The sequence below is a fragment of the Pseudomonas sp. TH39(2020) genome, assembly GCF_016650715.1.
Taxonomy (GTDB): domain Bacteria; phylum Pseudomonadota; class Gammaproteobacteria; order Pseudomonadales; family Pseudomonadaceae; genus Aquipseudomonas; species Aquipseudomonas mandelii_C.
The window spans coordinates 41641-63052 of the sequence record NZ_JAEKFF010000003.1 but is presented as its reverse complement, the minus strand read 5'-3'; the positions used below and the strand labels follow the sequence as shown (position 1 = coordinate 63052).

Sequence of the window (21412 nt, the reverse complement as noted above, 5' to 3'; positions counted from 1 at the left end):
TTCTCCAGTCGCGCGGGTTCCAAGCCACAACCCTATCTCAAATCACGAAACGCGCCACCATGGCATTTAAATCCACGGCCAGGCGCGACAGTTCGTGCGTCGCGGCGCTGGTCTGGTTGGCGCCAGCGGCAGACTGGGTGGCCAGGTCGCGAATGTTCACCAGGTTGCGATCGACTTCGCGGGACACCTGAGCCTGTTCTTCGGACGCGCTGGCGATCACCAGGTTGCGCTCGTTGATCAATTGGATCGACTGAGTGATCTGCTCCAGCGCAACGCCGGCGGCGCGGGCCATTTCCAGGGTGCTTTGGGTGCGTTGATTGCTTTGCTGCATTGAGGAGACCGCTTGGCCGGTGCCGTTCTGGATGCCGGCGACCATTTTTTCGATTTCCTGGGTCGATTGCGCGGTGCGATGGGCCAGCGCCCGGACCTCGTCCGCCACCACCGCGAAACCGCGCCCGGCTTCACCGGCACGGGCGGCTTCGATTGCAGCGTTAAGCGCCAACAGGTTGGTTTGCTCGGCGATGGCGCGGATCACGTCCAGCACCTTGCCGATGTCGCGCCCCTGAGCGGCCAGGCCTTCGATCATCACCGAGGTGTTTTGCACATCGTGGGTCATGGTCTGGATCGCGCCGACGGTTTCCACCACACGGTCGCGCCCTTCGCGGGCGGCCTGGGTCGACTGATTCGAGGCTTCGGACGTCGACACTGCGTTGCGCGCCACTTCTTCCACAGCGGCGGTCATTTCGTTGACCGCGGTGGCGGCCTGTTCGATTTCGTTGGTCTGCTGTTGCAGACCGCGGGACGCTTCTTGGGTGACCGTGCTGAGTTCTTCAGCGGCGGCACCCAGTTGGGTGGCGGAACCGGCGATCTGTTCGATGGTTTTGCGCAGGCTGGCCTGCATCGCGGACAAGGCACCGAGCAAACGGGCCGGTTCGTCCTTGCCGTCGACCTCGATGACATTGGTCAGGTTGCCGCCCGCAATGGTTTGCGCCGCCTGCAACGCACGGTTCAGCGGTGTGACGATGCTGCGGGTCAGCAGCCAGGCCAGTAGCACGGTCAGCAGCGCCGCGATGACCGCCACGGCGATGATGCCGGTAATCGCGCTGCGGTACTGCTCGCCCGCTGCGGCCGAGGCTGCTTTCGCAGCGGAATTATTCAGCGCCACCAGTTTGTTCAGTTGCTCGCCCATCTGGTCCGTACCGTCCTTGATCCGGGTGTTGATCAGCGAGCGCATCTCATCGAGCTTGTTCTGTCGCGACAGCTCCAGCATCTGGGTCTGGGCTTGCATGTAGCTGTCCAGCGTTGCCGTGAACGTCTTGTACAGCGCGGCCTCTTCCGTGGTGGCCGACAACGCGGCATAACTCGATTGTGCGCTGCGAACCTTGTCGACCAGCACGCCGATACGCGTCTGGGCTTCCTGCAACGCGGCCGGATCACGGTTGACTAACACCCGGAACGAAAGAATGCGCAGGCGCAGGACGTTTTCCGTCAAGTTACCGAGAAACCCTACGCTGGGCAGCTGCGTGGTTTCCATGTCGATGGACGCTTGGTGGATGGTCGTCATGCGGTTCACGGCAAACACTCCCAGCACGATGACGAGCAAGGCAATGAAGGCAAACCCCAGGAAAGCTCGAGGCGCGATATTCAGATTACGCAGTGACATAGAATGATTCTCGGGTGATGGGGCTACGAGCATCCTTGCGTGATCACTGAATGGCGGGCGGCGGCGCACGCGCTTTCAGTTTGGCGCCACTGTTGGAATAGGTTTGTGTGGGCCTATTGGGTGTATCGGCCGAAGATGAGGTTTTCTGCGGGGATTGGAGAAATAAATTTCAGGAGGGTGCGAGTGTTTCAGCGGTGAAACACTCGAGCTCAATGTAGCAGCTGCCGAGCCTGCGAGGCTGCGTTCGGCTGCGAAGCAGTCGTAAATCCGGCAACCGGTTTTTCCTGACACACCGCGCCGCATGACTTCACGACTGCTTCGCAGCCGAACGCAGCCTCGCAGGCTCGGCAGCTGCTACAGGATCGCGGGGGGTCAGGTTTTGCGAGCTGCCACCCGCCAAACCCGCGCAACATCACTCGCCCGCTCCCGCAACAACCGCGGTGCCTCGGCACACGCCTGCTCCAGCGTCATCGGTCCACTGGCCAAGGCAAACGCGGCATCGATGCCATGTTCGTACAGCGCCTGATAACCCTCACCCAATGTTCCCGCGAGGACGATCACCGGCACGCCGTGCTGCCGAGCAATACGCGCCACACCAAAGGGCGTCTTGCCACGCAGGGTCTGAGCATCGAAACGACCTTCACCGGTGATCACAAGGTCGGCGCCTTCGACCGCATCCTCCAGGCCGACCAGTTCGGCGACCACTTCGACCCCGGCCTTGAACTGCGCCCCCAGAAACGCCTTGGCAGCAAACCCCAGGCCGCCTGCCGCACCGCTGCCTGGTTCGTCACGTACGTCTTTGTTCAGGACCTGAGCGCACCGTTCGGCAAAGTGCCCGAGCGCGCGATCCAGTTGTTGGACTTGCTCGGGTGATGCGCCTTTTTGCGGGCCGAAAATTGCTGAGGCACCGTGAGGTCCGCACAGTGGATTATTGACGTCGGCGGCGATGTCGAATTGCACCGCGGCCAGACGCGGATCGATTTCACTCATGTCGATTCGCGCCAGTTGCGCGAGGGCCAAGCCGCCCGGTGCCAGTATTTGGCCTTGGGCGTCCAGCAGTTTGACGCCCAAGGCTTGCATCGCACCCGCCCCGCCGTCGTTGGTGGCGCTGCCGCCAATCGCCAGAATGACCCGTTGTGCCCCGGCATCGAGCGCCGCGCGGATCAACTCGCCGGTGCCGAATGTACTGCTGATGCAGGCATCACGCTTGCCCGGCGGAACCAGTTGCAAGCCACTGGCCTCGGCCATTTCAATGATCGCGGTGTGGCTCTGGGGCAACCAGCCCCAAGTGGCCTCAACCGTTGCGCCGAGCGGCCCACGGACTTGGGTGCGGTGCAATTCGCCCTCGCACGCCGCCAGAATAGACTCGACGGTCCCCTCCCCGCCGTCCGCCATCGGGCATTTGACCAGGAGCGCATCGGGCCAAACCTGCGCCAACCCCAGAGCAATGGCATCAGCCACGCCCTGGGCACTCAGGCTGTCCTTGAACGAATCGGGGGCGATGACGATTTTCATGCGAATTCTCCAGTTCCAATGCGTTCCATGCTGCCAGCAGGCAAGAACAATAACGCCGGTCCGCTGCACAAGCGGCCATGACGATTATTGTTCATTTCCACAAAACCGACATTGTGATGCCTGGGATGGCCCCTTCGCGAGCAGGCTCGCTCCCACAGGGGGAACGCGTTCAAAATGTGGGAGCGAGCCTGCTCGCGAAGGCGTCCTTGCAGTCGCCACATCTCTATTCAGTTTGCGGAAGCAGTTGCACTCCAAGGTACAAAGCGAGCATCCCGTCCAGCTTCAGCGGATCAACACCACTGAGCTCGGCAATCCGCTCCATCCGGTAACGCAGGCTATTGCGATGGATGCCCAGCGCATCGGCACAGGCCTGACTCTGACCATCGTGATCGCACCAGCTGCGCAGGGTTGCCAGCAGTTGGCCGTTGCCATCCTTGGCGATGACTTTGCGCAGCGGTTTGAGCAACTCGTCCAGCGCGTCGTCGTTGCGGTGCCGCCAGAGCATCACCGGCAACCGATAACGGTTGAGCGTCAGCAAACGGGAGTGCGGCAACACATCTCGCCCATAGGCCAGCAAATCGCCGACGCGTCGATAGCAACGACGCAGCCCGGACAATCCATCCGCCTGCCCACCCACGGCGATGCGCAGAATGTTCCAGCCGAGGCCGTCGAGTTTTTCCAGCAACCGGTCATTCTCAATCGCCTGCGCCGCCGGTCGGCACCAGAGCAACGATGACTTGGCCGAACTCACGCACCAACTGTCCGGGTAGCGCGAAGTCAACCAGGCGCTGAGCGCCTCGACGGTTTGCCCCGGACCGTGTTCCATCCCTAACTCGAACAGGTACGGCACCCGCGTCATCTGCGGCTTGAGCCCCAGTTGTTGCGCTTCATCGATCAGCCGCGGCGAATCCCCGGCCTCGCTGAGCAGCAACGCCAGCAGATCGTCGCAACGCTGGCGCCGCCATTGCTGTTCGGCCTGCTGATTGCGCTGGCCGACCAGCATCTCGGCGGTCATCCGCACCAGTTCGGCGTAGGTGCGCAATTGCTCGGGTTCACCGGTGATGCCCAGCACGCCAATCAAGCGCTGATCGAGCAACAACGGCAGGTTGATGCCCGGCTGCACGCCTTTGAGATGGATCGCGGTTTGCGCGTCGATCTCCACCACCCGCCCGTTAGCCAGCACCAGTTGCGCGCCTTCATGCCGGGTGTTGACCCGCTCCGGTTCGCCGCTGCCGAGAATCAGGCCCTGGCTGTCCATGACGTTGACGTTGTACGGCAGGATGGCCATCGCCCGGTCGACGATGTCCTGGGCCAGGTCGTGATCGAGTTCGAACATAGCGGGGTTCCTTGAAAGCGCGATGGAGCGGATTGTTCACCCGCACAGGCCTTGGTTGCAAACCCTGTGCTCAGGCACAAAGACAATGACCCGAGCGTTGGCCGAGACTCACCGGGCGGTCAACGTTACCCTTTGCATCGCAAAAAATCATAATAAAGAGAGAGCCCGCCATGTCACAGAGCGCCGCCGCTACCCAGGCCATCGTTGACGAAAAAAACGCCGTCTACAAACGCATTACCCTGCGTTTGATTCCCTTCATCTTCATCTGCTACCTGTTCAACTACCTCGACCGGGTGAACGTTGGATTTGCCAAGCTGCAGATGCTCGATGCACTGAAATTCAGCGAAACCGTGTACGGCCTCGGGGCCGGGATCTTCTTTATCGGTTACGTGTTGTGCGGCGTCCCCAGCAACCTGGCCCTGACCAAATTCGGCCCGCGCCGCTGGATCGCACTGATGATGATCGTCTGGGGCGCGCTCTCGACCTGTTTGCTGTTCGTCACCACACCGACCGAGTTCTACACCCTGCGCCTGTTCACCGGCGCGGCTGAAGCCGGGTTCTTCCCGGGCGTGGTGCTTTATCTTTCGCAGTGGTTTCCGACCTTCCGCCGTGGCCGCATCATGGCGTTGTTCATGTCGGCGATCCCGGTGTCCGGCCTGCTCGGCAGCCCGTTTTCCGGCTGGATTCTCAATCACTTTGGCGCAGGCCAGGCAGGTTTGGCTGGCTGGCAGTGGATGTTCCTGCTGCAAGGCATTCCGACGGTGATCCTCGGCGCGCTGGCGTACTTCCTGCTCAGCGACAGTTACGCCAACGCCAAATGGCTCACGCCGTTCGAGCGCTCGGTGCTGGAAGCCGACCACGCTATCGATCTGGCCAACAAACCGAAAACCACCACGGACTCGCTGCTGGCGGTGTTCAAGAACCCGGCGATCTGGGCGTTTGGTCTGATCTACTTCTGCATCCAGAGCGGCGTCTACGCGATCAACTTCTGGCTGCCGTCGATCATCAAGAACCTGGGCTTCAGCGATAACCTGGTGATCGGCTGGCTCAGTGCGATTCCGTACCTGCTGGCGGCGCTGTTCATGTTGATGGTCGGCCGCTCCGCCGACCTGCGCAAAGAACGCCGTTGGCACTTGGTGGTGCCGATGCTCATGGGTGCGGTCGGTTTGTTGATCGCTGTGAACTTTGCGACTACGCCGGCCATCGCCATCCTCGGCCTGACCATCGCCACCATGGGCGCCCTCACCGGCCTGCCGATGTTCTGGCCGGTGCCGACTGCGCTGCTCAGTGCGGGTGCGGCTGCCGGTGGGTTGGCGTTGATCAACTCCATGGGGCAGATGGCCGGGTTCCTGAGTCCGTATCTGGTGGGCTGGGTCAAGGACAGCACCGGGTCGACCGATGCCGCGCTTTACCTGCTGGCGGGCGTGATTGTTTGCGGGAGTTTGTTGGCACTACGTATGACTCGCCCCCTGCGCGTCTGATCACCGCAAATCCCCTGTGGGAGCGAGCCTGCTCGCGAAAATGGAGTGTCAGTCGGCATCATGGTTGCCTGGCACACCGCTTTCGCGAGCAGGCTCGCTCCCACATTTGATCTTAGGGTGTTTGATATTTGCGTTTGCGCCTGGCGGCTGTTCTGGTATTTGATTGAGCCTTTCTCCCACCGGTAAAAGGATTTCGTCATGAGCTATCGCACGCTGGGTCATTCGGGTTTGCAGGTATCCACCCTGACCCTGGGCACCATGATGTTCGGCGAACAGACCAGCACCGAAGATTCCCTGCGGATCATCGACAAGGCCTGGGACCAGGGCATCAATTTCATCGACACCGCAGACGTTTACACCAACGGCCGCTCTGAAGAGATCGTCGGCGAAGCGATTGCCGGTAACCGTCACGAATGGGTGCTGGCGACCAAGGTCGGTTTCGGCCCGGTGGACGGCGTTCCGAACCGCAGCGGTCTGAGCCGCAAGCACCTGTTCAATGGCATCGACGCCAGCCTGACGCGTTTGGGCACCGACTATCTCGACATCTATTACCTGCACCGCGAAGACCACAACACGCCGCTGGAAGTCACGGTGTCGGCCATCGGCGATTTGATCCGCCAGGGCAAGATTCGTTATTGGGGTTTGTCGAACTACCGTGGCTGGCGCATCGCCGAGGTGATTCGTGTGGCCGATCAACTGGGCGTCGACCGGCCGGTGATCAGTCAGCCGCTGTACAACATCGTCAACCGTCAGGCGGAAACCGAACAGATCACCGCCGCACAAAACTATGGCCTGGGCGTGGTGCCTTACAGCCCGCTGGCTCGTGGTGTGCTCAGCGGCAAATACGCGCCGGACGTGAAGCCGGATGCCAACAGCCGCGCCGGCCGCGCAGATAAACGCATTCTGGAAACCGAATGGCGCGTCGAATCCCTACGCATTGCTCAGCAGATCCAGCAGTACACCCAGGGTCGCGGCGTGGGCATTGTCGAATTCGCCATCGCCTGGGTGCTGAACAACAGCGCCGTCACCTCGGCCATCGTAGGGCCGCGCACTGAAGAACAATGGGACGCCTATACCAAGGCTCAAGCGGTGAAGATTACGGCTGAGGATGAGGCGTTTATTGATTCGCTGGTTGTGCCTGGGCATGCGTCGACGCCGGGGTTTAATGATGTGAGCCATTTTGTGTCGGGACGCAAACCGCGTCTGGCTTGAGATCTCCCCCTCACCCTAACCCTCTCCCGAAGGGAGAGGGGACTGAATGGGGGTGTTCGGCATATCCTTCGACCTGAAAGTTCCATAATCGAACAGGTCTTTCAGGTCGCAAAATTTCTTGAATCCACTTGGTCAGTCCCCTCTCCCTCCGGGAGAGGGCTAGGGTGAGGGGACGACGGATTGAAATTCTGCAGGGATGTTGGAAATATTGATCACTCGGCCAATATTCAGCACAGAAACCACGTATTCTGCGCGGCCCGTTTGACCTTCAACCCGCGAGGACAGTTTGTCTAAAGGTATCGCTCTATCGGTTTCAGCCTCGGTGCTGTTTGCCGTCATGTATTACTACACTTCGTTGCTCACGCCTTTGAGCGGCGTGGAAATCTTCGGCTGGCGCATGCTGCTGACCCTGCCGTGCATGACCGTGTTCATGGTGGTCTCCGGTGAATGGAAACTCGTGGTCGCCCTTTTTCGGCGGCTGGTGGGCCAACCAAAACTGCTCGCCGGCCTGATCGTTTCCGCGACGCTGCTTGGCCTGCAACTCTGGCTGTTCATGTGGGCACCGCTCAACGGCTATAGCCTCGACGTGTCCCTGGGCTACTTCCTGTTGCCACTGTCCATGGTCCTGACCGGGCGGTTCGCCTATGGCGAGCGACTGTCTTACCTGCAAAAGGTGGCCGTGTTTTTTGCTTCCCTCGGTGTGCTCAACGAGCTGTATCAGATCGGCGGCTTTTCCTGGGCGACGTTGCTGGTCGTCATCGGTTATCCGCTCTACTTCATCCTGCGCAAACGACTGGCGACCGACAACCTCGGCGGTTTGTGGATGGACATGGCCTTGATGTTGCCCGTGGCGTTCTGGTTTGTTCAAGGCGGTGATCAGGGTTTCGCCGTGTTCGATCAATATCCGTGGCTGTCGCTGCTGATCCCGTTGCTCGGTGTCATCAGCGCTTCGGCGCTGGTGGTCTACATCATCGCCAGCCGGCTGTTGCCGTTCAGCCTGTTCGGGTTGTTGAGTTACGTCGAGCCGGTGCTGTTGCTCGGCGTCGCGTTGCTGCTGGGGGAAAGCATCAAGGCCGGTGAGTGGCTGACCTACATTCCGATCTGGCTGGCGGTGGTTGTGCTGGTGTTTGAAGGGTTCAAACACCTGGTCCGGCACCGACGGAAATCGATGTAGGACCGGCACGAAAAAGCCCGGCCAGCATTGCTGCTGACCGGGCTTTTTTACAACCGAAACGGCTTAGTCGGTGGAGAGCACACCACGACGAACCTGGTCGCGTTCGATGGATTCGAACAGCGCCTTGAAGTTGCCTTCGCCGAAACCATCGTCGCCTTTACGCTGGATGAATTCGAAGAACACCGGCCCCATCAGGGTTTCCGAGAAGATCTGCAGCAGCAGACGCTTGTCGCCTGACTCGGACGAACCGTCCAGCAGAATGCCGCGCGATTGCAGTTGGTCAACCGGCTCACCGTGGTTCGGCAAACGACCTTCGAGCATTTCGTAGTAGGTTTCCGGCGGCGCGGTCATGAAGCGCATGCCGATGCTTTTCAGGTGATCCCAGGTCTTGATCAGGTCATCGGACAGGAAGGCAACGTGCTGGATGCCCTCGCCGTTGAACTGCATCAGGAACTCTTCGATCTGCCCGGCGCCCTTGGACGATTCTTCGTTCAACGGGATGCGGATCATGCCGTCCGGCGCGGTCATGGCCTTGGAGGTCAGGCCGGTGTATTCGCCCTTGATGTCGAAGTAACGGATCTCGCGGAAGTTGAACAGCTTCTCGTAGAAGTTGGCCCAGTAGGCCATGCGACCGCGGTACACGTTGTGGGTCAGGTGATCGATGATCTTCAGGCCGGCCCCGACCGGGTTGCGGTCAACGCCTTCGATGAACACGAAGTCGATGTCGTAGATCGAACTGCCTTCGCCGAAACGGTCGATCAGGTACAGCGGCGCGCCGCCGATGCCCTTGATCGCGGGCAGGTTCAGCTCCATCGGGCCGGTTTCGATGTGAATCGGCTGGGCGCCCAGTTCCTGAGCCCGGGCAAACGCCTGCTGGGCATTTTTGACGCGGAACGCCATACCGCACACCGACGGACCGTGCTCGGCCGCGAAGTACGAAGCAACGCTGTGAGGTTCGTTATTGAGGATCAGGTTGATCTGGCCCTGACGATACAGGTGCACGTCTTTGGAACGGTGGGTCGCGACCTTGGTGAAGCCCATGATCTCGAAGATCGGCTCCAGGGTGTTCGGGGTTGGCGATGCGAATTCGATGAATTCAAAGCCCATCAGGCCCATTGGGTTTTCGTATAAATCTGCCATGGTTGGCGCCTCATCATTTTCTTGTCAATTAACGGTTCGTTAGTTGCTAGCAATGCTGAGACCGGCGGGTGGCGCGCAGGAGATGCCCCGCACGCTGCGGGCGAGGAAGTCACCGTAGATCAATTGAAACCCAAAACTCTTCATTGTCGACCCAAGGCTCTTGCGGGCGAGGCTTCTGCTGCCAGAAGACGATTATTCTTATATGCGTAAACCGATTCTACACAGCGTAACCAGGTTTGTCCGCCTTATGTATCAAATCCCCTTTTTCCCTGCTCGCGCAAGGGGTTTGTTGCACAGGAAAATCCCCGCGAGGATCAGCCCTCCTCCCAGGCACATCGCCAGGGTCAACTGCTCGCCTAACAACAGCGCACCGAGGATCACCGCAGTCAGCGGGTTCAGGGCAATGAACACGCCTGAACGCGTCGCGCCGATTTTGCGAATGCCGTCGTAATAGCCGATATAGGCCAGCGCCGAACCCAATACGCCCAGGTACATCAGGCTCATCCATTGCGTTGCTCCGAGGCTGGCAAGTGCAGCAACACTCAACTCACCGCGAACAGCACTGGCCACCCACAGCATCAGCGTGCCCAACAGAATCGAGTACGTCACCGTTTGCACTGGGCCCAGGGTTTGATTCAGGTCTTTGGAGAACAGCGAATAAACGCCCCAGCCAAGCACACAGCCAAAGATCAACAGATCGCCAATCCAGGCATCGGGATTGCCGGCCAACAATTGTGGGTTACGGCTGACGATCACCAGGCTCGCCCCGGCAATGCAGATCACGATTCCGAATACTTTTGCTCGACTCAAGTGCTCCTTGAACAACAGCCATGACGCCAGCCCGATCACGGCAGGGTTCAACGCCACGATCAATGACGCCCGTGAGGCATTGATGTAGTGCAGCCCATAAAAGAAGCACAGGTTGTAGAAAAAGATCCCGAAAAAACCCAGCAGCGCCAATTGCAGCCATTGCCGGGGGCTGGGCCTTGCGAGAGGCACGCGGGCCAGTAGTAGAAACACCAGCAACGCCACGCTGGCCAGCAAGAATCGCAGGCTGGCGGCAAACAAGGGGCTGAGGCTGTCGGCCAGAAACCGCCCGGCGACAAAGGTGCCGCCCCAGATCATGGTGACGGCAGCCAGTTTCAGATAGACCGGGACATCCGAAGGGTTGGACAGGCTTTGCTCACAGGTCGTCATAGGTTTCCAGAACGAGAAATCGGGGGGAGATGACGTATCATTCGACTAATGCCTTCTCATCGTAAAATGAGTAAACACTCATGACCCTTACCCAACTGGAGATATTTTCTCTGGTCGCCGAGCTTCAAGGTTTTACCGCGGCAGCCAATCGCTTGGTGATTTCCCAATCCGCGGTCTCTCATGCCCTCAAGTCGCTGGAACAGGAATTGGGCGTCGAGCTGCTGCGCCGACATCAGTCCCGGGTCGAACTCAGCGACATCGGCCAACAGCTTTTGCTGCGCGCCCGAGCGATGCTGGGTCTGGCCAACACCTTGCGCCAGGAAGCAGCGGATGCGCGCGGGATGAAGCGCGGCACGTTGCGCATCGGCTCGTTTGGCCCCACCTCGTCGATCAAACTGCTGCCGCGGATCCTGCAGCACTACCGCGCGGCTCACCCGGGCATCGAGGTCCACATTGACGAAGGCCCGGACCGGCAGGTGATCCAGTGGCTGGAGGAGCGGCGTATCGACATAGGCTTCGTAGTGTTGCCCGAGGAGCGGTTCGACACCTTTGCGCTGATCGAAGACCAGATGGTCGCGCTGCTGCCCGTCGATCATCCGCTGGCCCGTCGCGACAGCCTGAGCTTGAGCGATTTGTGTCACGACCCCTTTGTCTTGACCGAGGCCGGTTCGTCAGAACTGGTATCGCGGCTATTCAGTGCCGCACGGCTGACACCGAACATCCGTTATCGCTGCTCACAACTACTGAGCACGCTGGATACCGTTGGCCGAGGCGACGCGCTGACGGTCGTCGCCGAAAGCTCATTGCCCGACGACCGCGACAGTCGCTACGTGAAAAAACCGCTGTCGCCACCGGTCGCCCGTCAGGTCGGTCTGGCAGTGCTCGACCAGCGCCAGTCATCCCCTGCGGCGCTGGCTTTTATCAAATTGGCCGAGGGTCTGAACTACCGCTGAGCGGCACACTTACTGAGGGCCAACTATCATGGCCTCTACCTCAACTCTTTTTGGAAGGCGTCCGGTCCTGCCAGCATTTGAGAGCCCAACTTCATCGTGACAGGTTTCGCAAATGCCACTGAACGTCAAAACCCGCCGCAAACGCGGCATCAGGATGGCGCTGACGCTACTAAGCGGATTACTTCCGGTGTTGCTGGGGTTCGCCATTCTTTATATGCAAGCTGAGCGTGCGCTCAGGCAAAGCACTGAACAGACGGCCGAAGAAGCCATTCGCCAATTCGAATTGATGCTCGACAACACCGCCCAGGCCGCCCGCGAATTGCTGCCGCTGGCCGGTCAAAACTGCAACGACGTCAAACTGGCCTTACGCGAACAGGTCACCCGCCGGCCGTTCGTGCGCTCGACCAATCTGGTGTGGGACAACACCATTTACTGCAGCTCTTTGTTCGGTGACGTTCAGGAAGCGAGCGTTTCCGGCGACTACAGCAAAGGCGCGTTGTTGCTGATGAAAGGCAACCCGGTTACGCCCGACACCGCATTGCTTGTGTATCGGCTCAGCAAAGAAAAACAGGGCGCGATGAGCACCCTGGACGGGTATCACCTGAGCAACGTACTGCGGCTGATCGGTCGCAAGACAGTGCTGCTACTGCAAGTCGGCCCCCATTGGTTGTCCGCCGATGGCAAATTTCATGACGGTGCCCTGCCCGCCTTTGCGGTGGCGCAAACCAGACTGGCGTCCACGCGTTACGCCTTTTCTGTGGCGGCCGGATTTTCTGAAGGTGAAACATGGCGCTACATGAGCAGTGAGTATCCGCCGCTGTTCAGCTTGCTGATCTTCTTCGGCGTGATGTCTGGCTTGATCGGGCACTTTGTGCAAAAACGCTCGTCATCGCCAAGTAATGAAATGCGGCGCGCCCTGGAAGCAGCAGAGTTCATTCCGTACTTTCAGCCTGTGGTGCATGGCGACAACAAGAAGTGGTCCGGCGCCGAGGTGCTGATGCGCTGGAATCATCCAAAGGATGGTCTGGTGCGCCCGGAGCTGTTCATTCCGTTTGCCGAACACTCCGGGCTGATCGTGCCGATGACCCGCTCATTGATGCAGCAGACTGCCGAATTGTTGGCGCCTGTTTCATCTTCCTTCGAGGGCGCTTTTCACATCGGCATCAACATTACCGCCAGCCACTGCAAGGACCTGGAACTGGTCGAGGATTGCCGTCAATTCCTCGCGGCCTTCGAACCGGGTGCCGTCAGCCTGGTACTGGAACTCACCGAGCGCGAACTCATCGAACCCACGGCCATCACCCACCAACTGTTCGAGCAGCTTCACGCGTTGGGCGTGATGATCGCGATCGATGACTTCGGCACCGGTCACTCAAGCCTCGGTTACCTGCGTCAGTTCAATGTGGACTTCCTGAAAATCGACCAGAGTTTTGTCGCCATGATCGGCGTTGACGCCCTCTCACGGCATATCCTGGACACCATCATCGAACTCTCGGCCAAGCTCGACCTGGGTATCGTCGCCGAAGGCGTGGAAACCACGGAGCAAAGTGATTATCTGACCGCCCACGGCGTGAACTTCTTGCAAGGTTATCTGTTCGGCCGCCCAATGCCCGGCGCGGACTTCATTAACGCATTAAGTCACCATTAACTAGCGGCGGTTAGCGACGAGACAAGGAAATCGCGCACCAATTTGAATCAAAAGACTACTGTTGTTACATGAAGAAAAAGACAGGATTTACTCTTGGCCAATTAACTACTACAATTTTTCATGCCTGCGCTAGATTGGCAGGTGAGCCATTATCACCGAGTCGCTTCAAGGCTCTTGGCTTATAGCTTTGTTTGCGGTTGGTATCAGCCAAACACACTATTGGAGTAAAGATATTGTCCAGACTCGCTGAATTTCGTGCAGCTGAAAAGGCCCTTCAAGAGCAGCTCAAGCAGCTGGAAAACCTGAAGAATGATGCCGGGCTCAAGAAAGAAATCGAATTCGAAGAAAAGCTCCAGGGGCTGATGAAAACCTACGGCAAGAGCCTGCGCGACATCATCGCCATTCTCGATCCGAACCCGGCAAAATCCGGTCTGCAACAGGCAACGCCTAAAACCCGCCGCGCTCGCGTGGTCAAGGTTTATCAGAATCCGCACACCGGTGAACTGATTGAAACCAAGGGTGGTAACCACCGCGGCCTGAAAGCCTGGAAGGAACAATACGGTGCAGCTACCGTTGATTCCTGGCTGCGTGGCTAAGCACTCGCGGTGACAAAAAAGCCCTGCCAATGCAGGGCTTTTTCATGGACGCCTTCTAAATGCAACGATTGGCGTCGATCAACTCGCTACTTGTTGAATAACTTTGTGCTTAATCCCTTTGGTATCTAAAAATTTCCGAATGGGCTGAAACCGGCAGCCATTGAAATCTTTAACTAAAGTTTCAAGCTGTTACGGGCGGCCTCTATTTCATCCTGACTTGCCTTATAAACCTCTGCCTGCCCCGCGTAGGAAAGAACATAGGCCTTATCGCCATCCACGGCGGCAACCAATGTTTGAGAGAGCACATGCCTTCCGTTCTGCGTGATCGTGCAGGTAGTTTCCAGCGCAGATAAGCGGCTCAAGGTCGTCGGGTGAATCTTGTTGCAGACACTTTGATAACCGCCTTGAAAGAAGTCCTTCTGCACCGACTTGCGCATTTCCAGCAACACGCCTTGCAGATTCACCTGATGACCGCTTTCCACCTGAGTCATGGTCAACTCCATCACCATCACCGGCGTGCCACCCTGATCGTTTTTCACCGCGCGCTGGCGGGACACCTGGGTATTGGCATCATCTTGCGGGACGGCTTCGACCTCCCAGCCGCTGGGCCAGGTCATGATTGGCTCATCTGCGTGAGCGCTGTTAACACCTGAAAGCACGCAGATCAGGACGAACATCGATTTACAGAAACGAATCATTGCAATGAACACTCACGGATTGAACCGTAAAGTCTGAGCCTCGCCCGTCTGTCAGGCAATAGCCGACTGTTTGGGTTTGGTGATGTCAGAGCCCTTGCGTATCATTGTCGCCATTCGTTAGCCCCACTTATTTTCCGGAGGGCCCATGAGCCTGCACGAATTGAACACCTTCCCAGGCGTGACAGCCCAACCTGACACCGCCACCCAGAAGTTCGTCTTCAACCACACCATGCTGCGGGTCAAGGACATCACCAAGTCCCTGGATTTCTACACGCGCATTTTGGGTTTCTCGCTGGTGGAAAAACGCGACTTCCCGGAAGCCGAGTTCAGCCTGTACTTCCTGGCACTGGTTGATAAAAACCAGATCCCGGCCGACGCTGCTGGCCGCACTGAATGGATGAAGTCGATCCCCGGCATTCTCGAGCTGACCCACAACCACGGCACCGAGAACGACGCGGATTTCGCTTACCACAACGGCAACACCGACCCGCGCGGCTTCGGTCACATCTGCATCTCGGTGCCGGATATCGTCGCTGCGTGCGAGCGCTTCGAAGCGCTGGGCTGCGATTTCCAGAAACGACTGAATGACGGCCGCATGAAGAGCCTGGCGTTCATCAAGGATCCGGATGCCTACTGGGTCGAAATCATTCAGCCAGCACCGCTGTAAAAAGATCGCAGCCTACGGCAGCTCCTACAGAATCGAGCCTGACCTGGCTTTTGTAGGAGCTGGCGAAGCCTGCGATCTTTTGATCCACCTACAAAAAACCCCATGATCACTCATGGGGTTTTTGTGTTTTCAGCGTCAGTTTTTATGCCGGAGCCGAGCTGCGGATCAAGTGATCGAATGCGCTCAAGGAAGCCTTGGCGCCCTCGCCCACCGCAATCACGATCTGCTTGTACGGCACGGTGGTCACGTCACCGGCAGCGAACACGCCCGGCATCGACGTTTCACCACGGGCATCGACGATGATCTCACCGCGAGGCGACAACTCGATGGTGCCTTTGAGCCAGTCGGTGTTGGGTAGCAAACCGATCTGCACGAAGATCCCTTCCAGCTCGACGGTACGCAACTCGTCCGACTGACGATCCTTGTAACGCAGGCCGTTGACCTTCTGGCCGTCGCCCAACACTTCAGTGGTTTGCGCACTGGTGATCACGGTGACGTTCGGCAAGCTGTGCAATTTGCGCTGCAAGACCGCATCGGCGCGCAGCTGTACGTCGAACTCCAGCAGCGTTACGTGGGACACGATACCCGCCAGGTCGATGGCTGCTTCGACGCCGGAGTTACCGCCGCCTATCACCGCCACGCGCTTGCCTTTGAACAGCGGACCGTCGCAATGCGGGCAGTACGCCACGCCTTTGTTGCGGTATTGCTGCTCACCCGGGACGTTCATTTCACGCCACCGCGCACCGGTCGCCAGGATCACCGTCTTGGCTTTCAGGGTCGCGCCGCTGGCGAAGTGGACTTCGTGCAGCTCACCGCTTTTGCCCGGCACCAGTTTGTCGGCGCGCTGCAGGTTCATGATGTCGACGTCGTACTGCTTGACGTGCTCTTCCAGCGCCACAGCCAGTTTCGGCCCTTCGGTTTCCTGCACGGAGATGAAGTTCTCGATGGCCATGGTGTCCAGCACCTGCCCACCAAAACGTTCAGCCGCCACACCGGTACGAATGCCTTTACGGGCGGCGTAGATCGCGGCCGAAGCACCGGCCGGGCCACCGCCGACGACCAGCACGTCAAAGGCTTCTTTGGCACTGATTTTCTCGGCCTGACGCTCGATGCCGCTGGTGTCGATCTTGGCGAGGATTTCTTCCAGGCCCATACGGCCCTGGCCGAAGTTCACACCGTTCAGGTAAACGCTTGGCACTGCCATGATCTGACGGTCATCGACTTCGGCCTGGAACAGCGCGCCGTCAATGGCGACGTGGCGGATGTTCGGGTTAAGCACGGCCATCAGGTTCAATGCCTGGACCACGTCCGGGCAGTTCTGGCAGGACAGCGAGAAGTAAGTCTCGAAGTTGAACTCGCCTTTGAGCGAACGAATCTGTTCGATCACTTCAACGCTGGCCTTCGAAGGGTGGCCGCCGACTTGCAGCAAGGCCAGCACCAGGGATGTGAATTCGTGGCCCATCGGGATGCCGGCGAAACGCAGGCTGATATCGGCACCCGGGCGGTTGATCGAGAACGATGGTTTACGGGCATCGTCACCGTTGTCGAGCAAGGTAATTTGGGTAGAAAGACTGGCAACGTCTTTCAGAAGTGCGAGCATTTCCTGGGATTTCGCACCGTCGTCGAGGGAAGCAATGATCTCGATCGGCTGGGTGACCCGTTCCAGGTATGACTTCAACTGGGCTTTAAGATTGGCGTCCAACATACGGGCGATTTCCTTTATTCGTTTCGAAAAAAAACGCCCGAGCGAATCTCGCCCGGGCGTTTTTATTGGGCGGTTGCAGCTTACTTAGGTGCGGAAACCCGCCCTGATGATGCGATCCACAGACTTAGATCTTGCCGACCAGGTCCAGGGACGGAGCTAGAGTGGCCTCGCCTTCTTTCCACTTGGCTGGGCAAACCTGGCCTGGGTGAGCAGCGACGTACTGAGCAGCCTTGATTTTGCGCAGCAGCTCGGAAGCGTCACGGCCAACGCCGCCATCGTTCAATTCAACGATTTTGATCTGGCCTTCAGGGTTGATCACAAAGGTGCCACGGTCAGCCAGGCCAGCGTCTTCGATCAGCACGTCGAAGTTGCGGGAGATGGCGTGGGTCGGGTCGCCGATCATGGTGTACTGGATCTTGCCGATGGCTGGCGAAGTGTTGTGCCAGGCAGCGTGAGCAAAGTGGGTATCGGTGGAAACGCTGTAGATCTCGACGCCCAGCTTCTGGAACGCGTCGTAGTTGTCAGCCAGGTCTTCCAGTTCGGTCGGGCAAACGAAGGTGAAGTCGGCTGGGTAGAAGAACACGACAGACCATTTACCTTTCAGGTCAGCGTCCGACACTTTTACGAAGTCGCCATTTTTGAAGGCGTCAGCTTTGAACGGTTTAACTTGGCTGTTGATGATAGGCATCGATGACTCTCCGTCAGGGTTGAAAAGTTTGGTTGAGAAGTTGATGGAGTGAATCCTACCGACTCGATTGCCGGATGGCTCATTGGCAAAGCTCATGCTGCTCATTGGTTTTCGCTATTAGCCGAACGTATTAATAGAAGAAAACTTACTTAGCAGCGCCAATGGTTTTTTCCGCGAGCGGTGTCATCCCGAGAAACGGGCTGGCTTCAACATAGCGCATGGCGGACTTCATATCCTTCCAGCCCACGTAACTCATCAACGACTTCAGGTCCCACCCGCTCTGGTGGGCCCAAGTCGCAAAGCCGCGCCGCAAGGAGTGACTGGTGTAGTGCTCGGCCGGGATGCCGGCGCGCTCCAGCGCTTGGCGCAGTAACGGGATCACGCTGTTGGCGTGCAGGCCCTCCTCGCTCAGGTGGCCCCAGCGGTCGATGCCCCGGAATACCGGCCCACGGACCAGCGCGGCTTCGGTGATCCAGTCGATGTACGCCTGCACAGGGCACAGGCGCTGCAACGCTGGCGTCTGGTAAGTCTTGCCGAGGTTTTCGCGGTCACTCTTGGTTCGCGGCAAATAGAGCGTGATGCCTGAGCCGGCAGCCGCTTGCACGTGCTCGATCTGTAACCGGCACAACTCATCGCTACGAAACCCGCGCCAGAAGCCCAACAGGATCAGCGCCCTGTCGCGCCTGGCCCGCAACAGAGCCGGTTGATCGCGTTCAGATTTTGCGGTTTGAGCTTCTTGCTCCAACCAGGCAACCACTTGCTCCAGATGTTGAAGCTGTAAAGGCTCGGCCTGTTTTTCTTGAGCCGGGTGTAGCGCGCGAATGCCCTTGAAGACCTTGCGCACCACCGGCGCCTTGGTGGGGTCGGGAAAACCCTGACTGTTGTGCCATTGCGCCAGTGCAGACAAACGCAACTTCAAAGTATTGATCGACAGCACACCCGCATGAGCGACGAGGTAGCGCGCCACGCTGTCGCTGGTCGCCGGCAGGAAGCCGCCCCAACTGACTTCGAAATGCTCGATAGCCGCCCGGTAGCTGCGACGGGTGTTGTCGCGGGTGGCGGCTTGCAGGTAACGATCCAGCTCAGTCATGCGCTCAACTCTCTAAAACGTACCGCTTTGGCGGGTGAAAACGCGCCACAGGGCTCATCACACGGGGTAATACCAGTATATCCCGCATGAATACCTAACGTATTTTAAGTTTTACGTTAGCGTGGTACATTGTGTAATTAAGTGGCATGTACCACAGTACGAAATCGTAGGAGAACTCATGGCTCGTGGCGGTGTAAATAAAGCAGTGGTCCAGGCAGCACGCTTGGCAATTCTGGCGCGCGGTGAAAACCCAAGCATCGATGCGGTACGGATCGAAATGGGCAACACGGGCTCGAAAACCACGATTCATCGCTATCTGAAGGAGCTGGATGACGGCACCGAGCGCGCCGAAGTGCCGCCAGAACCCATTGATGATGAGCTGGCAGGTTTGGTCTCACGCCTGGCACAACGCCTCAAGGAACAGGCGCAAGAACCCATCGACCAGGCACGCACGCAGTTCGATCAGCAGCGAAAAGAGTTGGAAATACAGCTGAAGGAAGCTCAACAAGCCAATGGCGAATTGCATCAGCAGTACGAGATACAAAGCCTGGCACTGACTCAAGAGTCCGAGAGCCTGCAAGAAACCGGCGCCATGCTGCAGACCGAACAAACCCGCAACGCCGGACTGAACCAGGCGCTGGCCGATTTCGAATTACGCTTGCAAGACAAGGATGAGCAGATTCGCTCACTGGAAGAAAAGCACCTGCACGCTCGCGATGCCCTGGAACATTATCGCAACGCTGTCAAAGAACAACGCGAGCAGGAACAACGCCGCCACGAAAGCCAGGTGCAGCAGATTCAGATGGAATTGCGCCAGGCCCAGCAAAGCGCATTGGTACGCCAGGATGAGATCACGCAACTGCACCGCGACAACGAGCGCTTGTTGACAGAGAACCGTGGCACCCTGAGAGAGCTGAGCCTGCTGCAGGATCAACTCAAGCAAACCAACGCTCGACAGGATCAACTGCTGGAACAGGTCAACCGTATCGACAGCGAACGCACCCTCCTCCAGGAACGTTTGCGCGCAGCCCTGCTAGAAAGTCAGTCGTTGAAACAGAGTGTCGACGAGCAGACGCAGATAAACAAAGCGCTGGAAATTGAGTTGCTCAAGACTCAGGCGAGCCTCGATGAGAGCGTGCGCCTGGCGGCCGTCATTGCGACAGCGCCAGACGCATCAGAGCCCCAAAAGGACGATTAACCTGCGACCGGCGTGCGCATGGTGACGAACTCTTCGGCGGCAGTCGGGTGCACGCCGATGGTTTCATCGAAATCGCGCTTGGTAGCACCCGCCTTCAAGGCGATCGCCAGGCCCTGCACAATTTCCCCAGCCTCCGGACCGACCATGTGACAGCCCAGAACCTTGTCGGTCTTGGCGTCCACCACCAGTTTCATCAGGGTGCGCTCCTGGCATTCGGTCAGGGTCAGTTTCATTGGACGGAAGCGGCTTTCGAAGATCACCACATCGTGACCGGCCTCCCGGGCTTCTTCCTCGGTGAAACCGACCGTACCGATGTTCGGCAAGCTGAAGACCGCGGTCGGGATCATCTTGTAATCGACCGGGCGATACTGCTCAGGCTTGAACAAGCGCCGCGCCACGGCCATGCCTTCCGCCAACGCCACCGGCGTCAGCTGAACCCGACCGATCACATCGCCCAGCGCCAGGATCGACGGTTCAGCAGTCTGATACTGCTCGTCGACCTCGACGAAACCTTTCTTGTCGAGTTTGACCCCGGTGTTTTCCAGCCCAAGATTATCGAGCATCGGACGTCGACCGGTGGCGTAGAACACACAATCCGCTTCCAGCTCACGGCCGTCCTTGAGGGTCACCTTCAGGCTGCCATCGGACTGCTTGTCGATACGCTCGATGTCGGCGTTGAATTGCAGGTCCATGCCGCGCTTCGTCAGCTCTTCCTGCAGGTGTTTGCGCACTGCACCGTCGAAGCCGCGCAGGAACAGCTCACCGCGATAAAGCAACGTGGTGTCGGCACCCAGACCGTGGAAGATCCCGGCGAATTCAACGGCGATGTAACCACCGCCTACGACCAGAACGCGCTTGGGCAGCTCTTTGAGGAAGAACGCCTGGTTAGAACTGATTGCATGCTCATGCCCCGGAATCTCCGGAATCTGTGGCCATCCGCCGGTAGCAATCAGGATGTTTTTGGCGGTGTAACGCTTGCCATTGATCTCGACCTGGTGCGGATCAACGATTTTGGCGTGGCCTTCATGCAAGGTCACACCACTGTTAACCAGCAGATTGCGATAGATACCGTTCAGGCGATTGATCTCGCGATCCTTGTTGGCGATCAGCGTCGCCCAATCGAACTTCGCTTCGCCCGGCGTCCAGCCAAAACCTTGCGACTGCTCGAAGTCTTCGGCGAAGTGTGCGCCGTAGACCAGCAGCTTCTTCGGCACACAGCCGACATTCACACAAGTGCCACCCAGGTAGCGGCTCTCGGCCACAGCCACTTTCGCGCCAAAACCGGCAGCAAAACGCGCAGCCCGCACACCGCCGGAACCGGCGCCAATCACATAAAGGTCAAAATCGTAGGCCATTTTCAATCTCCTCGGCAGTCCACAAGCATACCCGCAGACATCCGTTGGGCAAGCGCTGCAATCGATATGGGGACGGAAAATGAAAAAGCCACCCGA

18 protein-coding genes are annotated in these 21412 nt (G+C 58.6%); 8 read left to right on the top strand and 10 right to left on the bottom strand.

All coding sequences use genetic code 11. From position 1 onward, the window contains the following. Positions 1–37 precede the first annotated feature (37 nt). The 3 genes from JFU47_RS02745 to JFU47_RS02735 all read right to left on the bottom strand — a co-directional run bounded on the left by JFU47_RS02745 (position 38) and on the right by JFU47_RS02735 (position 4514). Positions 38–1663, bottom strand: a complete 1626-nt coding sequence (locus JFU47_RS02745) for a methyl-accepting chemotaxis protein (protein WP_201180632.1) — start codon at positions 1661–1663, stop codon at positions 38–40. Between the two features lie 372 nt (positions 1664–2035). Beyond that, positions 2036–3178: a glycerate kinase gene (locus tag JFU47_RS02740; protein WP_140893053.1), complete on the bottom strand. Its 1143-nt coding sequence runs from the start codon at positions 3176–3178 to the stop codon at positions 2036–2038. Positions 3179–3401: 223 nt separating this feature from the next. Beyond that, on the bottom strand, positions 3402–4514 hold the full coding sequence (locus JFU47_RS02735) for a sugar diacid recognition domain-containing protein (RefSeq protein ID WP_201180631.1): 1113 nt from the start codon (positions 4512–4514) through the stop codon (positions 3402–3404). A 170-nt stretch (positions 4515–4684) separates the two neighbouring features. On the opposite strand from JFU47_RS02735, the gene JFU47_RS02730 reads away from it, so the two are divergent. The 3 genes from JFU47_RS02730 to rarD all read left to right on the top strand — a co-directional run bounded on the left by JFU47_RS02730 (position 4685) and on the right by rarD (position 8381). Beyond that, the gene (locus JFU47_RS02730) at positions 4685–5995 is read left to right on the top strand and encodes an MFS transporter (protein ID WP_201180629.1); all 1311 of its coding nucleotides are present in this window, start codon (positions 4685–4687) and stop codon (positions 5993–5995) included. Positions 5996–6193: 198 nt separating this feature from the next. Next, the gene (locus tag JFU47_RS02725; protein WP_111450105.1) at positions 6194–7207 is read left to right on the top strand and encodes an aldo/keto reductase; all 1014 of its coding nucleotides are present in this window, start codon (positions 6194–6196) and stop codon (positions 7205–7207) included. Between the two features lie 286 nt (positions 7208–7493). Further along, positions 7494–8381, top strand: coding sequence for an EamA family transporter RarD (gene rarD / locus JFU47_RS02720; protein WP_201180627.1), 888 nt, complete (start codon positions 7494–7496; stop codon positions 8379–8381). A 63-nt stretch (positions 8382–8444) separates the two neighbouring features. Here the strand turns inward: rarD and hppD are convergent, their stop codons facing one another. Next, positions 8445–9521 (bottom strand): 4-hydroxyphenylpyruvate dioxygenase, encoded by a 1077-nt coding sequence (gene hppD, locus JFU47_RS02715; protein WP_008155142.1) that lies wholly within the window; start codon positions 9519–9521, stop codon positions 8445–8447. A gap of 252 nt (positions 9522–9773) precedes the next feature. Continuing rightward, complete coding sequence (locus JFU47_RS02710; RefSeq protein WP_201180618.1) at positions 9774–10718, bottom strand: DMT family transporter; 945 nt, start codon at positions 10716–10718, stop codon at positions 9774–9776. Positions 10719–10798: 80 nt separating this feature from the next. Here JFU47_RS02710 and JFU47_RS02705 point away from each other — a divergent pair, with 80 nt between their 5' ends. The 3 genes from JFU47_RS02705 to JFU47_RS02695 all read left to right on the top strand — a co-directional run bounded on the left by JFU47_RS02705 (position 10799) and on the right by JFU47_RS02695 (position 13915). Continuing rightward, positions 10799–11671, top strand: a complete 873-nt coding sequence (locus JFU47_RS02705; protein WP_201180616.1) for a LysR family transcriptional regulator — start codon at positions 10799–10801, stop codon at positions 11669–11671. Positions 11672–11783: 112 nt separating this feature from the next. Further along, a complete protein-coding gene (locus tag JFU47_RS02700; protein ID WP_201180614.1) occupies positions 11784–13319 on the top strand; it encodes an EAL domain-containing protein in 1536 nt (511 codons plus the stop codon). Positions 13320–13552: 233 nt separating this feature from the next. Continuing rightward, positions 13553–13915 (top strand): histone-like nucleoid-structuring protein, MvaT/MvaU family, encoded by a 363-nt coding sequence (locus JFU47_RS02695; protein WP_201180612.1) that lies wholly within the window; start codon positions 13553–13555, stop codon positions 13913–13915. A gap of 173 nt (positions 13916–14088) precedes the next feature. Here JFU47_RS02695 and JFU47_RS02690 read toward each other — a convergent pair whose 3' ends face one another. Beyond that, positions 14089–14613 (bottom strand): DUF4946 domain-containing protein, encoded by a 525-nt coding sequence (locus tag JFU47_RS02690; RefSeq protein WP_123364936.1) that lies wholly within the window; start codon positions 14611–14613, stop codon positions 14089–14091. A 145-nt stretch (positions 14614–14758) separates the two neighbouring features. Between JFU47_RS02690 and gloA the strand changes: the two genes are divergently transcribed. Further along, positions 14759–15280: a lactoylglutathione lyase gene (gene gloA / locus JFU47_RS02685; protein ID WP_201180610.1), complete on the top strand. Its 522-nt coding sequence runs from the start codon at positions 14759–14761 to the stop codon at positions 15278–15280. Between the two features lie 142 nt (positions 15281–15422). On the opposite strand, the gene ahpF is transcribed toward gloA, so the two are convergent. The 3 genes from ahpF to JFU47_RS02670 all read right to left on the bottom strand — a co-directional run bounded on the left by ahpF (position 15423) and on the right by JFU47_RS02670 (position 18763). Continuing rightward, the gene (ahpF, locus tag JFU47_RS02680) at positions 15423–16985 is read right to left on the bottom strand and encodes an alkyl hydroperoxide reductase subunit F (RefSeq protein ID WP_201180608.1); all 1563 of its coding nucleotides are present in this window, start codon (positions 16983–16985) and stop codon (positions 15423–15425) included. Positions 16986–17109: 124 nt separating this feature from the next. After that, positions 17110–17673 carry an alkyl hydroperoxide reductase subunit C gene (gene ahpC, locus JFU47_RS02675; protein ID WP_010460707.1) on the bottom strand — a complete coding sequence of 188 codons (564 nt, stop codon included), beginning with the start codon at positions 17671–17673 and terminating at the stop codon, positions 17110–17112. Between the two features lie 145 nt (positions 17674–17818). Then, the gene (locus JFU47_RS02670) at positions 17819–18763 is read right to left on the bottom strand and encodes a site-specific integrase (RefSeq protein WP_201180606.1); all 945 of its coding nucleotides are present in this window, start codon (positions 18761–18763) and stop codon (positions 17819–17821) included. A 178-nt stretch (positions 18764–18941) separates the two neighbouring features. On the opposite strand from JFU47_RS02670, the gene JFU47_RS02665 reads away from it, so the two are divergent. Further along, a complete protein-coding gene (locus JFU47_RS02665) occupies positions 18942–19961 on the top strand; it encodes a DNA-binding protein (protein WP_201180604.1) in 1020 nt (339 codons plus the stop codon). Here the strand turns inward: JFU47_RS02665 and gorA are convergent. After that, positions 19958–21316: a glutathione-disulfide reductase gene (gene gorA, locus JFU47_RS02660; RefSeq protein ID WP_201180596.1), complete on the bottom strand. Its 1359-nt coding sequence runs from the start codon at positions 21314–21316 to the stop codon at positions 19958–19960. The genes JFU47_RS02665 and gorA overlap by 4 nt on opposite strands. Between the last annotated feature and the right edge of the window lie 96 nt (positions 21317–21412).